This is a genomic window from Streptomyces sp. ICC4, assembly GCF_003287915.1.
GTDB classification, from domain to species: Bacteria; Actinomycetota; Actinomycetes; order Streptomycetales; family Streptomycetaceae; genus Streptomyces; species Streptomyces tritrimontium.
This window is the reverse complement of sequence record NZ_CP030286.1, coordinates 4,485,358-4,498,868: the sequence shown is the minus strand read 5'-3', so window position 1 is coordinate 4,498,868 and position 13,511 is coordinate 4,485,358. Positions and strand designations below refer to the sequence as shown.

Below are 13,511 nucleotides of genomic sequence, written 5' to 3'. Positions count from 1 at the left end.
ACCGACCGCGCGGCACCGGGCAAGACCTCGGTGCTGCGCAGCGGCGCGCTCATGGCGGCCGGCTCGATCGTCTCCCGCGCCACCGGCTTCGTCCGCTCCGCCGTGATCGTCGCCGCACTCGGCACCGGGCTGCTCGGCGACGGCTACAGCGTCGCCAACACCGTCCCGAACATCCTGTACATCCTGCTCATCGGCGGAGCCCTCAACGCGGTCTTCGTCCCCGAACTGGTCCGCGCCGCCAAGGAGCACGCCGACGGCGGCGCCGCCTACACCGACCGGCTGCTCACCGTCTGCACGGCCGCGCTGCTGTGCCTGACCGCCGCCGCCGTACTGGCGGCCCCGCTGATCGTCTCGGCGTACACCGGCTACACCGGCGGCCAGGAGTCCACGACCGTGGCCCTGGCCCGCTACTGCCTCCCGCAGATCCTGTTCTACGGGCTGTTCACCCTGCTCGGGCAGGTGCTGAACGCCCGCGGCCGGTTCGGCGCGATGATGTGGACCCCGGTCCTCAACAACCTCGTCGTCATCGCCGTCTTCGGCCTCTTCATCCTGCTCTCGCACGACGCGGCGAACGGCCTGACGGCCGCCGACACCCGCCTGCTGGGCATCGGCACCACCCTCGGCATCGTCCTCCAGGCCCTCGGCCTGATCCCCTCGCTGCGCGCCGCCCGCTTCCGCTGGCGCCCCCGCTTCGACTGGCGCGGCAGCGGACTGGCCCGCCCGCTGCGCAACGCCGGCTGGCTCGTCCTGCTCGTCCTGACCAACCAGATCGCCTACTGGGTCGTGACCCGGCTCTCCACCGCCACCGGGCAGCGCGCCGTCGACGCCGGCCTCGCGGGCGGCGCCGGCTACACCGCCTACAGCAACGCCTACCTGCTGTGGATGGTCCCGCAGGGCATCATCACCGTCTCCCTCGTCACCGCCCTCATGCCCCGGATGAGCGCCGCCGCCACCGACGGCGACCTCGGACGCGTGCGCGCGGACGTCTCGTACGCGCTGCGCTCCAGCGCCGCCCTCGTCGTCCCGGCCGCCGCGCTCTTCGCGGCCCTGGCGCCCTGGGTGATCGGCAGCGTCTTCGAGTACGGGCGCACCGGCGCCGCCGACGTCGCCGTCATGGCCGGCATGCTGGCGGCCTTCGCGCCCGGCCTGATCGCCTACTCCGCGCAGTACGTGCTCTCCCGCGGCTTCTACGCCCTGTCGGACACCCGGACCCCCTTCTTCCTCAACCTGGTCATCGCCGCCCTGAACGCCGGGCTCTCGGCCGCCGCGTACCTCCTGCTGCCGCCCCGCTGGGCGGTCACGGGCATGGCCGCGGCCTGCTCGATCGCCTTCGCGGCGGGTGCCGCCGTCACCGCGTACGTCCTCGCCCGGCGGCTCGGCCCGCGCACGGGGACCCGTACGCAGCGGCGCACCACCGCGCTGCGCACCCACCTGCGGCTGCTGGCCGCCTGCGCCCCGGCGGCGGCCGCCGGGTACGCCGCCGCGCGCGCCGCCGACCGGTTCGGGAACTTCGCCGGCGTCACGGCGGGAACCGCGGCGCTCGTCCTCGTCGTCGTCGTCCTCGCCCGGCCCTTGCGGCTGACGGAGATCACCGACCTCCCCGACTCCGTACGACGCAGGGCCGCCCGCTGACAAGGACCGTCACCGGCCGTACGACAATGGCCGAAAGCATGAGTGCAACGATCTACGAGCTTGGAATACTGACCCGATGCCACGCGTACTGCTGATCGAGGACGACCCTTCCATCCGGGAGGGGGTGGGCCTCGGCCTGCGCCGCAGGGGCCACGACGTGAGCGCCGCCGAGACCGGCGAGGCCGGACTCGAGCTCATGGCGAGCTTCCACCCCGAGCTCGTGCTGCTCGACCTGATGCTGCCCGGCATGAACGGCGTGCAGGTCTGCCGCCGGATCCGCGAGAACAGCCAGGTTCCGATCATCATGCTCACCGCGCGCGGAGACGACTTCGACATAGTCGTCGGCCTCGAGGCCGGCGCCGACGACTACATCGTCAAACCCGCCCGCACCGAGGTCATCGAAGCCCGCATCAAGGCCGTGCTGCGCCGCCTCAGCGAGCCGACGGGCGGCCGCCTGGACGTGGAGTTCCACGGCGCGCTGGCCATCGACCGCTCGGGCCTGACCGTCGCCAAGAACGGCGAGCGCGTCCCCCTGGCCCCCAGCGAGCTCAAGCTCCTGCTGCACCTGTCGGCCTCGCCCGAGCAGGTCTTCTCCCGCCAGCAGCTCCTCGAGTACGTGTGGGACCACAGCTACCACGCCGACGCCCGGCTGGTGGACGCCTGCGTACGCCGCCTGCGCACCAAGGTCGAGGACCCCGACGCCACCCCCCGCTACATCCAGACCGTACGGGGCTTCGGCTACCGCTTCGGCCCCCTGTAAGCGGCGCGCATGAGACGTTTCGCACCGCTCGGCCTGCGCACCAGGCTGATCGCCGCCTTCCTGCTGGTCGCCGCCATCTGCGCGGTGACCACGGCCGCGCTCACCTACCAGCAGGCCCGCAACGCGATCCTCAAACAGAGCCAGGACACCGCCGTCAGCACCCTGCGCGACCTGGTCGAGGCCCAGAGCACCGTGCTGCCCGTGCAGCAGCGCGAACTGCAGCGCCTCGTCAGCGAGCTGGGCAAGCGCGGCCAGCCGCACCCCTGGACCGTGTACGGGGAGTACGGAAAGCTGCGCGCCTCCTCCAACCAGGGCGCCACCACGTCCACCGTCGTCAGCGAACAGCTGCGCGCCCAGGTGGCCTCCAACCCGCACGGGGCCTTCCAACGCACGAAGGACCGCCTCGGCAACCCCTACCTCGTCGTCGGCATGCCGGCCGTCTTCGAGCTCAACGGGGGCCGCGCGCCGACCGGCGCCGTCTTCTTCGCGGTGGTGTCGCTGGACACCGAGCAGACGACCGTGGACGCGATGGTCGGCGCCGCCAGGAAGGGCGCCGTCCCGGGCCTGGCGATCGCCGTCGTCCCCGCCCTGCTCGCGGCGCGCAGCGTCCTGCGGCCGGTACGGGACATGCGCAAGGCCGCCCAGCGGCTGGGGCGCGGCCGGCTCGACACCCGGATCGAGGTCCGCGGCGCCGACGAACTCGCCGGGCTCGCCCGCACCTTCAACGAGACGGCCCGCGCCCTCGAACAGTCGGTGAGCGAGCTCCGGGACGCCGAGGCCCGCGCCCGCCGCTTCGCCGCCGACGTCTCCCACGAACTGCGCACCCCGCTCGCCGGGATGCTCGCCGTCACCGAGGTCCTCGACGAGGGCGCCGAGGACCTCGACCCCGACACCGCCAAGGCCCTGCGCCTCGTCAGCGCCGAGACCGGGAAACTGGCCGTGCTCGTGGAGGACCTCATGGAGATATCCCGCTTCGACGCCCGCGCCGCCGAGCTCAACCTCGACGACGTCGATGTCGCCGAGGCCGTGACCAAGACCCTGGAACGCCGGCACTGGACCGACGGCCTGGTCCGCACCGACCTGCCCCCGGGAATCCGGGCCCGGCTCGATCCGCGCCGCTTCGACGTGGTCCTCGCCAACCTCGTGGGCAACGGGCTCAAGCACGGCGGGACCCCGGTCCGGGTCAGCGTCCGCAGCGCGTCCGGGCCCGAGGGCGCACGGCTGCTGATCGAGGTCGCCGACAGCGGGCCCGGCATCGCGCCCGAGGTGCTGCCGCACATCTTCGACCGCTTCTTCAAGGCCGACGCCGCCCGCACCCGGTCCACGGGCAGCGGTCTGGGCCTGGCCATCACCCTGGAGAACGTCCGCCTGCACGGCGGTACCCTGCACGCGGCCAACGGCCCCGCGGGCGGGGCGCTCTTCATCCTGGACATGCCGCTGGAGGCGGGCGCATGACCCGGCTCGGCACGGCCGCGGCGGCCGCCGCCGCCCTGATCGTCCCGCTGCTGTTCGCCACCGGCTGCGGCTCCATCGCCACCACCGGGGTGGTCGAGAGCGGCAGCGCCGCCACCGTGAAGCTGGCCTTCGGTGAGGAGACGGGACTGGTCTACTTCGTCACGCCCGAGGGCGGGATCGTGCCGGTGGCGATTCCCGACGGGCCCTCCCACCCCTCGCCCAACTACCTGATCTCGCGGCTGCTGGCCGGTCCGGACGAAACCGCCCGGGAGGCGGGCCTGACCAGCTCCCTCCCGCCGGCGGACGCCAACATGAACGGCAAGAGCGCGCTGACGTTCACCGACAACGGGGCGGGCATCCAGGTCAAGCTGCCCTACCCGGTCGACCCGCTGTCCGAGCCCGCCCGCCGCCAGGTGGCGTGCACGGCCGTGGCGGCGGTACGCATCACCCCGGCTCCCCAGGTGACCCTCATCGACGCCGCGGGCAAGAAGCAGCGCGCGCAGTGCGCGGCCGCCGACGGCTCGCGGGTGGCGACCGACGGCGGCTGACGGCGGCTGACGGCCGGTGGGCGGCCGGTGGGCGGCCGGTGGGCGCGGCCCCCTTGCGGGCCGGGCCCCCGCCCCGCCACCGTGTGGCGCATGGATCTTCCAGGCCGCCCAGGCCGCCCAGGCCGCCCGAGCCCCGCCGCCGCCCGGGAGCGGGCCGCGGACGCCCCCGACGTCTTCGACCCGCGCCTCTACGCCGAGGGCGTCCCGCACGAGCGCTACCGCCTGCTGCGCGACCACCGCCCCGTCTCCTGGCAGGACGAGCCGGAGATCCTCGGCTGGCCCGCCGGCCCGGGCTTCTGGGCCGTCACCCGGCACACCGACGTGGTCCGGGTCCTGCGCGACCACCGCACGTACTCCTCCCGCCTGGGCGCCACCCAGATCCGCGACCCCGACCCGGCCGACCTGCCCTTCCTGCGGCGCACCATGCTCAACCAGGATCCCCCCGAGCACGGCAGGCTGCGCCGGACCGTCGCCCGCGCCTTCACCCCGGCCCGCGTCGACGCCTTCGCCGCCCGGGTCCGCGACCGCGCCCGTACGCTGCTGCGCGCCGCCCGGGACGGCGCCGAGGGCGGCTCCGCCGACCTGGTGCGCACCGTCACCGACGAGTACGCGCTGCTGAACCTCACCGACCTGCTGGGCGTCCCGGCCGCCGACCGGGGGCTGCTGCTGGAGTGGACGGTACGGATCATCGGATATCAGGACGCCGAGGGCGCAGAGGACGCCCCGGCCCCGCGGCTCGGCCCGGACGGGAAGCCGCTGAACCCGCGCTCCCCGGCGCTGCTGGGGGAGATGTTCGCGTACGCCCGCGAACTGGCCGCCCACAAGCGCGCGCACCCCGGGGACGACGTGATGACCGCCCTCGCGCTCGCCGGCCTGGCGGAGGCGGAGCTGGAGATGTTCTTCTTCCTGCTCACCGTCGCGGGCAACGACACCGTGCGCTCCGCGGCCCCGGGAGGCCTGCTCGCCCTGGCCCGCGCCCCCGGCGCGTACGCCGAACTGGCGGCCGGTCGGGTCCCCGTGGAGCTGGCCGTCGAGGAACTCCTGCGCGTCCACCCGCCGGTGCTGAGCTTTCGCCGCACCGCCGCCGTCGACACCGAACTCGCGGGACAGCCGGTGCGGGCCGGGGACAAGGTGGTCGTCTTCCACGCCTCCGCCAACCACGACGAGCGCGTCTTCACCGCTCCGGGCCGCCTCGACCTCGGCCGCGATCCCAATCCCCACGTCTCCTTCGGGGACGGCCCGCACGTCTGCCTCGGTGCCCACTTCGCCCGGCTTCAGCTGCGGGTCCTCCACGAGGAGTGGCGTGCGCTCATGCCGGCGCCGGAACTGGCGGGCGACCCGCGCCGGCTGGTCTCCAACTTCATCAACGGGATCACACGGCTGCCGCTGCGGGTGTCCGGGCCGGGCCGGTGACGTCGGCGACCAGCTCCGTCACATCGGGGCCGTAGGCATCGGAGTTGACCACCTTGAGCAGGATGCAGAAGGACTCGTCGCCGTAGTCGTCGGCCAGCTGCCGGTGGTGTTTGGCCAGATAGCGGGCGGCGGCCTGATTGCTGATGGCGGTCTGCCCGCACAGCAGGAAGACCGGCCGGGACCCCTGCCCGGTCGTCAGCCGCGCCAGCAGCACGTGCTCGACGAGGCCCTTGACCCAGCGGTACGATTCCCCGCCGACGGTGATCGCCCCGCGGTCCGGCACGGGCTCGCTGGAGACGATAATCCGCACCCCGGGGAGCATGGAACCCAGGTGCGCCGTCGTCCGGGCGTTGGAGGACGGCCCGCCCACACAGAACTCGGCCCGTTCCCCGAAGCCCTGGCGGGCCTGGTCGTGCGTGACGATCTGCACGTTCGCCCCGCAGTCCTTGATCAGGGCGGATATCTCCAGCAGGGCGAAGGCGTCGTTGCGGTGCAGCGAGGAATCGGTGCCGCCCATCTGGCGGTTGGCCACGAACAGGCAGTCGGAGCCGGCCGGCAGCCCGAAGAAGGCCTGTTTGCGGCGCAGCGCGCGGCGCCACAAGTAGGTCCGGGCGAACCAGCCGAAGCCGCCGCTGATGGCGGTGGCCGCCACCCCCAGCACGATGTTGCGCACGTCGTCGTTCATGGCGCGGATGTTAACCGTTCCTGGCGAGGTTGGCCGATACCGGCCAGATCGCTGTGAACCGGGCTGGCCGGTTGTCTCCCCGAACGGTTTTGGGAGACGGGGAATAGCGCGAGCTGGTCGCTTCGGGCCCGGCAGGTCTTGGGCCCCTGGTGGGGTGTGCCTGTGGTCCTTGGCGGGCTCGCGGTCCCGCGTGCCCTCGGTGCGGTGACGGTCTGGCCGGTAGCTCTCCGCGCGACGATCCTCTGGTCGTGTGCGGTCACACCTGGCCGACGCCGAGTTCCGTGTCCGAGGGCACGCCTGCCGATCGCCACCGCCGCCGCATGGTGGCCGGTGGTGGTGGTGGTCTTCGATTGCTGTTGGAACGGAGCCTTCCAGTGTTGGGCGCCCCAACGGCTGGTGTAGGCGGGGTCGACCGCGACGACGATGAGGCCGGCGTGGTGGGCCATGCCGGACAGCCGGTCGCGGAACTTCGCGGTGGGTAGTCCGGCGACGGTGCGGCGGAACGTCCTGCCGCGTGTGCCCCGGCCCATCGTCTCGCGGCCGGTGGCGCGGGCATCGGTGAAGCCGAGGTTTTCGATGGCCAGACCGGTGCAGCCATGGAGTTCCGCGAGGTGGATGAGTTCGCTGATGGCTTGCCGGAGGCGTCCGTCACGTTGGGATGTGGGCCCGGTCAGGTCGGTAGGTATGGTGATCGGCTGGCCGACGGGGTTGCCGTGGGCGTCGATGACGCAGGCGGCGAGGTGCCCGGCGTTGAGGTCCACGGCCAGCAGCCGGGTGCCGGTTGCGGCCAGCTCTGCAGGGGTCGGGAAGGGCGTTGCCGGGGTGGACCAGGAGGCGTCGAGATACCAGCGGCCGCGTTCGGGGTCGCACACGATGTCGTAGCGCACCGCGCGGTTGGCTGTGACCCGGTCCAGCCATTCGCCTTGGCGGTGGTGGAACGTGACGGTGCAGGCGAGCCGGTAGCGGCCCCGGGGGGCGTTGGCGAGGTGTCTGAGCGGTTCGGGTAGGACGATCGTGAGCGTGCCATCGCCCGGATCGACGGTGATCGTGTAATTCCCGTACGGTGCCCCCGACTCCCCGTCAGCGGTCAGGAACATGCGCTGCGCGTCCCACCGCTCCCGCCACTCAGCCTCGGCGAGGCCGGCGGCGGCGAGATTGTGCCGCACTTTCGCCAGTTGGCGGCCACCCATCACAACCGTTGGATGTCCGGCCTCGATACGCCGCTCCACCTCCGCCAGGCGTGCGATGAGGACTTGCAACCGGGCCTGCTTCTGCGCCCGTTCAGCCCGGTACGGGTACCCCCGGACGCCATGCACACGCTGACCGCACGGAACGTCCAAACGCTTAGCGATCTCCGAGATGGACCGACGCAGCGAGGTCCGCTCATTAAACAGGCATCGCACACTGAGTTGGTACTGGTCCTCGGATGTGCGGGTGATCGCCCCCGCCCACCGGGACGACGACACCGTCGTCAGTGCACGTTTGCGATCCGTCCGCCTGTTCTCCTTCACCGGCACCCTGCCGATGCGGACCCGCTCAGCCAGATCGGCACGGGCATACCGGCCCAGGTGCCTGCCGACCATCCGCAAGACCTCGGCATCACGGGTGGACAGGCGTAGTCGATCCCTGATGCGCGCACCCGCTGGCGCCGGCACCGTGAACGGGACGGCCAGCGTACGCAGTACGCGCTCTCGCCGACCCCCACCAAGACCGCATGCCCGCATCACTACACATTCATCCAAACGAGCCGCCCGATGGCCAACCACGACCAACAAACGACTCAAGCCCCGCACCGGGCCGTCCTGACGCGGGGGGCGGGGTGAAGTTAAAGTGCCGGACTCAGGCCCGGGTCAGGGGGGTCTGACAGGCCGTCTACTGGAGGTACGGATGCGTCGTCCCGCCGCAGCACGTCAGTTAGCGCTCCTCGCACTCGCCGGTGCGCTCGTCTCCACCGGAGCGGCCGCGCCGCCGTCCGCGGCGGGCGGCTCCGGGACACCGGCCAAGGTTCCGGTCGCCGCCGGCTGGGGCGGGGCCGTGGCCAGTGTCGACGCGGACGCGAGCGCGGCCGGCATCGCCGTCCTGCGTTCCGGCGGCAACGCCGTGGACGCCGCCGTCGCGACGGCCGCCGCGCTCGGGGTCACCGAGCCGTACTCCGCGGGCATCGGCGGGGGCGGCTACTTCGTGTACTACGACGCCCGCTCCGGCCGCGTGCGGACCATCGACGGCCGGGAGACCGCCCCGGCGAGCGCCACCGCCACGCTCTTCCAGGAGAACGGCGTCCCGATCCCCTTCGCCGAGGGCCAGACCAGCGGCCGCGGCGTCGGAGTCCCGGGCACCCCGGCGACCTGGCAGAGCGCGCTGGGCGCCTGGGGCACCCGCCCGCTCGGCCAACTGCTCAAGCCCGCCGAGAAACTGGCCCGGGACGGCTTCTCCGTCGACGCCACCTTCCGCGCGCAGACCGAGCTCAACCAGGACCGCTTCAAGGACTTCCCCGACACCAGGAGGCTCTTCCTGCCCGGCGGCGCCCTCCCGGTGGTCGGATCCACCTTCAAGAACCCCGATCTGGCGGCCACTTACGCCGAGCTGGGCCGCAAGGGCGCGGGCGCGCTCTACCGGGGGCCGATCGCCGAGGACATCGTCCGCGCCGTCCGCAAGCCCCCCGTCGACCCGGCCGCCACCCGCGTGGTCCGCTCCGGCGACCTGACCGTCGGCGACCTGCGCGCGTACGCGACGAAGCGGCAGGAGCCGACCCGGGTCGGCTACCGGGGTCTGGACGTCTACAGCATGGCCCCGTCCTCCTCCGGCGGCACCACCGTCGGCGAGGCGCTGAACATCCTGGAGCGCTCCGACCTCGGCTCGCTCGAAGAGTCGCAGTACCTGCACCGCTTCATCGAGGCCTCCCGGATCTCCTTCGCCGACCGCGGCCGCTGGGTCGGCGACCCGGCCGCCGAGGACGTGCCCACCCGGGAGCTGCTCTCGCAGCGGTACGCCGACTCGCGCGGCTGCCTCATCGACCCGGGCAAGGCGCTGACCAGCCCGCTCGCCCCGGGCGACCCGCGCCACCCGGTCGCCTGCGGCGCCGGCGGGCAGGCCGCCCCGACCACGTACGAGGGGGAGAACACCACGCACCTGACCGTCGCCGACCGCTGGGGCAACGTGGTCTCCTACACCCTGACCATCGAGTCGACGGGCGGCAGCGCCATCACGGTGCCGGGCCGGGGCTTCCTGCTCAACAACGAGCTGACCGACTTCTCCTTCGCGCCGGCCGCCCCCGGCGTCCCCGACCCGAACCTGCCCGGTCCCGGCAAGCGGCCGCGCTCCTCGATGTCCCCGACCATCGTGCTGGAGGACGGGCGTCCCGTCCTCGCGGTGGGCTCCCCGGGCGGCGCCACCATCATCACCACGGTCCTGCAGACCCTGACCGGGCACCTGGACCGGGGGCTGCCGCTCGTCGACGCCATCGCCGCGCCGCGCGCCAGCCAGCGCAACCAGACCACCACGGAGCTGGAGCCGGGCCTGTGGAACAGCCCGGTCCGCGCCGAGTTGGAGGCCCTCGGCCAGGGCTTCCGGCAGAACCCGGAGATCGGCGCGGCCACCGGGGTCCAGCGGCTGCCCGACGGGCGGTGGCTGGCCGCCGCCGAGACCACCCGCCGGGGCGGGGGCTCGGCGATGGTGGTGCACCCGCACGGGAAGCCGTAGTAAACGCTCCTGGGCACGGCGCGGGCCGTGCCCAGGAGCGTCTAGCGCCGCGACCCGGTGAACCTTTCCGGTCACAGCACTAGAGGGCGGTGAGGATCCTCGGGCCGTCTGCGGTGATCGCGACCGTGTGCTCGGCGTGCGCGGCGCGGCTGCCGTCGACGGTCCGCAGGGTCCAGCCGTCCGCGTCGCAGGCGTAGTCGTCCCCGCCGCCCGCGATCAGCATCGGCTCGATCGCGATCACCGTGCCGGGGCGCAGCTTCGTGCCGCGCCCCGCCGGGCCCTCGTTGGGCACGCCGGGCTCCTCGTGCATGGAGCGGCCGACGCCGTGGCCGCCGAAGCCGTCCGGGATGCCGTACCCGGCGGAGCGGCAGACGGTGCCGATGGCGTGCGCGATGTCGCCGACGCGGTTGCCGGGCAGCGCGGCGGCGATGCCCGCGGCCAGGGCGGCCTCGGCGGTCTCGATGAGCCGCAGGTCGGCGGGGCGGGCCCGGCCGACGGTGAAGCTGACGGCCGCGTCGCCGACCCAGCCGCCCAGCTTCGCGCCGCAGTCGATGCTGACCAGGTCGCCGTCGCGCAGCCGGTACCCGTCCGGGATGCCGTGCACGATCGCGTCGTTGACGGAGGCGCAGACGACGGCGGGGAAGGGCACCGGCGCGAAAGAGGGCCGGTAGCCGAGGAAGGGGGAGGTCGCGCCGGCTTCCCGGAGGACCTCGCGGGCGACGCGGTCCAGCTCCAGCAGGGACACTCCGACGGCCGCCCGGTCCCGGACGGCCGCGAGGGCGTGCGCGACGACGCGGCCGGCGGCGCGCATCTCGTCGATCGATCGGTCTGATTTCAGTTCCACCATGCCAATAACTATACCGGTATAACTGTAACGGTATAAGTATGGGTCTCCGGGGTAGGATGGGGCCATGGTCCGCACCCCCCTCACCCCCGAAGAGCGCGAGCGCGGCGAGCGCCTGGGCGCCCTGTTGCGCACGGCCCGCAGCGGCCGGAGCATGGTCGAGGTCGCGGCCAGCGCCGGTCTCTCCGCCGAGACGCTCCGCAAGATCGAGACCGGCCGGGCCCCGACGCCGGCCTTCTTCACCGTGGCCGCCCTCGCCGGGGCCCTCGGGCTCTCCCTGGACGACGTGATGCGACGCTGCGCCCTCGTGCCCGTATGAGGGTGCCGTTAGGGCGGTAGGGCGCGCCGAACGGCGCAAGGGGCGGTGGGAGGCGCCGAGCACGGGGCAAGCGTGAAGGCGTGTCAGACATGAACGCATCCGCATCCAAGCGACTCGGTCTCGGAATCGTCGGCGCCCTCCTCGCGGGCGGCCTGCTGCTCGCGGCCTGCGCCGCGCCCGAGGGCCGGGCGCAGTCCCATGCCCCGGGCGACGTGGTCTTCCGCCACCCGGGCGTCGTCGTCAGCCACACCCAGCTCCAGCACGCGAAGCAGATGGTCGCGGCCGGCAAGGAGCCGTGGGCCTCGGCGTACCGGACGCTCCTGACGAGCCGCTACGCCTCCCTCGACTACACGCCGCACCCGGCCGACGTGGTGCCCTGCCCCTTCAACTCGGGCCCGCAGTCCTGCCTCGACGAACGGCAGGACGCGATCGCCGCCTACACGCACGCCCTGCTGTGGTCGGTCAACGGCAAGACCGCCCACGCCCGCAAGGCCGTGCAGATCATGGACGCCTGGTCGGACGTGATGAAGCGTCACGCCGAGGACAACGCCGGACTCCAGGCCGCCTGGTCCGGCTCCACCTGGGCGCGGGCCGCCGAGATCGTGCGCGCCGACTACCCGAACTGGGGCGAGCGGCAGGTCGCCCGGTTCAAGGAGATGCTGCGCACGGCCTACCTCCCGGCCGTCCGCGCGCAGGTGCCGACGTACAACGGCAACTGGGAACTGGCCATGACCGACGCCGCCATGGGCATCGCCGTCTTCCTGGAGGACCAGGCGGTCTTCCGGGAGTCCCTGGAACGGTTCCGCGAGCGCGTCCCGGCGTACTTCTACCTGGAGAAGGACGGCCCGCATCCGGCGGGCCCGCCGCGCACGGGCATCGACTCGGCGGACAAGGTCAAGGCGTACTGGTTCGGCCAGGGCACCTACGTCGACGGCGTCGCCCAGGAGACCTGCCGCAACCTCATGCACGTCGGCTACTCGCTCGCCGCGTCCGGACACATCGCGGAGACGGCCTGGCACCAGGGCGTCGACCTGTACGGGGAACAGGGCGAGCGGCTCAAGGCGGCGCTGGAGTTCCACGCGAGGTACCAGCTGGGGGAGGAGGCCCCCGACTGGCTGTGCGGGGGCGAGGTGGAGCGCACCATGGGCCCCGACCTGGAAGTGGCGCTCCAGCACTACGAGGTGCGGGCGGGCGCGAGGCTGCCGCACACCCGCGAGCTGGTCGAGAAGACGCGGCCGGCGGGGACGGACGACCTGTTCGTGGCGTGGGAGACCCTCAGCCACGGGGAGACCGCCCCGGTCGCCCCGGTCGCCGTGCCCGGCGCGGCCGGCTAGAACAGCCCGCCCAGGAATCCGAGGAAGGAGTGCACCAGCACGGCCAGGAGCACGAAGGCCCCGATGAGCACCACGGTGACCCAGGAGCAGCTGCCTCCGGGCCCCCCGTCGCCGCCGTCCCTGACGGACCGTACGCCGACCCGCGCCGGGGTCGGCGTACGGTCCGTCAGAGCCGGTGCACGCGTTCCCGGGCGAAGGCCAGCGGGTGGCGCCCGGCGGCCAGGATGCGCAGACCGGGGGCCACGGCCAGCAGGTCGCGCAGCCAGGCGAGCGTCTCGGCCGCGAGGTGGTCGGAGCCGTCGAGGACGAGCAGCATGTCGCGCTCGGCCAGCCACGAGGCCGCGTTCGACGTCCCGCACGGCAGGAAGGGCATGCCCGGTACGCAGCCCAGGGCGGCCGTCAGATCGCGGACCCCGAAGCGGTGCTCCATGGTGACCACGGCCACCCCGTCGAAGAAGTTGGACGCGAGCCGTTCCCCGATCTCCCGCACCAGCACGCTCCGGGGCTCCCGGAACCTTCCGGTGACGGTGAGCACCCGGCCCCGCCGTACGGCGGTGAGCAGGCGGGACAGCTCCACGGACGTCGCCGGAAACGTACCGGCGCCGGCGGATTTCCCCATCGGCACGATGCCCCCCATGCATGCGTGACCATTCGCGGCAAGAGGGTTGTTTCGAGCCGCATGAAGTTGATTATGCGCCAGTTTCGCCGTAAGGCCAGGGGAATGCCCCATTCCGGTGAAAGGCCCGCGCCGCCCGATGATCGCAGCAGTTGTACACGCGACATGCTCATGTCCATTCGCTCCGAGAAGAGGCAGTGGCGCGA

At 72.9% G+C, this 13,511-nt stretch carries 12 protein-coding genes; 8 read left to right on the top strand and 4 right to left on the bottom strand.

Annotation, left to right across the window (positions count from 1 at the left end; all coding sequences use genetic code 11):
• Window positions 1-30 precede the first annotated feature (30 nt).
• From murJ to DRB89_RS20820, 5 genes are all read left to right on the top strand, one after another.
• Window positions 31-1,632, top strand: a complete 1,602-nt coding sequence (murJ, locus tag DRB89_RS20840; protein ID WP_239516822.1) for a murein biosynthesis integral membrane protein MurJ — start codon at window positions 31-33, stop codon at window positions 1,630-1,632.
• A gap of 76 nt (window positions 1,633-1,708) precedes the next feature.
• The gene (locus tag DRB89_RS20835; protein WP_112448456.1) at window positions 1,709-2,392 is read left to right on the top strand and encodes a response regulator transcription factor; all 684 of its coding nucleotides are present in this window, start codon (window positions 1,709-1,711) and stop codon (window positions 2,390-2,392) included.
• A 9-nt stretch (window positions 2,393-2,401) separates the two neighbouring features.
• Window positions 2,402-3,847, top strand: a complete 1,446-nt coding sequence (locus tag DRB89_RS20830; RefSeq protein ID WP_112448455.1) for a HAMP domain-containing sensor histidine kinase — start codon at window positions 2,402-2,404, stop codon at window positions 3,845-3,847.
• Window positions 3,844-4,395, top strand: coding sequence for a hypothetical protein (locus DRB89_RS20825; protein ID WP_112448454.1), 552 nt, complete (start codon window positions 3,844-3,846; stop codon window positions 4,393-4,395). The genes DRB89_RS20830 and DRB89_RS20825 overlap by 4 nt, the downstream gene beginning before the upstream one ends.
• A 90-nt stretch (window positions 4,396-4,485) precedes the next feature.
• Window positions 4,486-5,808, top strand: coding sequence for a cytochrome P450 (locus tag DRB89_RS20820; RefSeq protein ID WP_112448453.1), 1,323 nt, complete (start codon window positions 4,486-4,488; stop codon window positions 5,806-5,808).
• Here DRB89_RS20820 and DRB89_RS20815 read toward each other — a convergent pair.
• Together DRB89_RS20815 and DRB89_RS20810 are read right to left on the bottom strand one after the other, a co-directional pair.
• Complete coding sequence (locus DRB89_RS20815; protein WP_112448452.1) at window positions 5,768-6,493, bottom strand: hypothetical protein; 726 nt, start codon at window positions 6,491-6,493, stop codon at window positions 5,768-5,770. The genes DRB89_RS20820 and DRB89_RS20815 overlap by 41 nt on opposite strands.
• Window positions 6,490-8,076, bottom strand: a complete 1,587-nt coding sequence (locus DRB89_RS20810; RefSeq protein ID WP_239516256.1) for a hypothetical protein — start codon at window positions 8,074-8,076, stop codon at window positions 6,490-6,492. Before DRB89_RS20810 ends, DRB89_RS20815 begins: the two co-directional genes overlap by 4 nt.
• A 304-nt stretch (window positions 8,077-8,380) precedes the next feature.
• Here DRB89_RS20810 and ggt point away from each other — a divergent pair, with 304 nt between their 5' ends.
• Window positions 8,381-10,192, top strand: a complete 1,812-nt coding sequence (gene ggt / locus DRB89_RS20805) for a gamma-glutamyltransferase (RefSeq protein WP_112448450.1) — start codon at window positions 8,381-8,383, stop codon at window positions 10,190-10,192.
• Window positions 10,193-10,271: 79 nt separating this feature from the next.
• Here ggt and map read toward each other — a convergent pair whose 3' ends face one another.
• The gene (gene map / locus DRB89_RS20800) at window positions 10,272-11,039 is read right to left on the bottom strand and encodes a type I methionyl aminopeptidase (RefSeq protein ID WP_112448449.1); all 768 of its coding nucleotides are present in this window, start codon (window positions 11,037-11,039) and stop codon (window positions 10,272-10,274) included.
• A gap of 64 nt (window positions 11,040-11,103) precedes the next feature.
• Here map and DRB89_RS20795 point away from each other — a divergent pair, with 64 nt between their 5' ends.
• Both DRB89_RS20795 and DRB89_RS20790 read left to right on the top strand, forming a co-directional pair.
• The gene (locus DRB89_RS20795; RefSeq protein WP_112448448.1) at window positions 11,104-11,355 is read left to right on the top strand and encodes a helix-turn-helix transcriptional regulator; all 252 of its coding nucleotides are present in this window, start codon (window positions 11,104-11,106) and stop codon (window positions 11,353-11,355) included.
• A gap of 89 nt (window positions 11,356-11,444) precedes the next feature.
• Window positions 11,445-12,689: an alginate lyase family protein gene (locus tag DRB89_RS20790; protein WP_112448447.1), complete on the top strand. Its 1,245-nt coding sequence runs from the start codon at window positions 11,445-11,447 to the stop codon at window positions 12,687-12,689.
• 166 nt (window positions 12,690-12,855) lie between these two features.
• Here DRB89_RS20790 and DRB89_RS43065 read toward each other — a convergent pair whose 3' ends face one another.
• Window positions 12,856-13,308 carry a hypothetical protein gene (locus DRB89_RS43065; RefSeq protein WP_162688668.1) on the bottom strand — a complete coding sequence of 151 codons (453 nt, stop codon included), beginning with the start codon at window positions 13,306-13,308 and terminating at the stop codon, window positions 12,856-12,858.
• Window positions 13,309-13,511 lie beyond the last annotated feature (203 nt).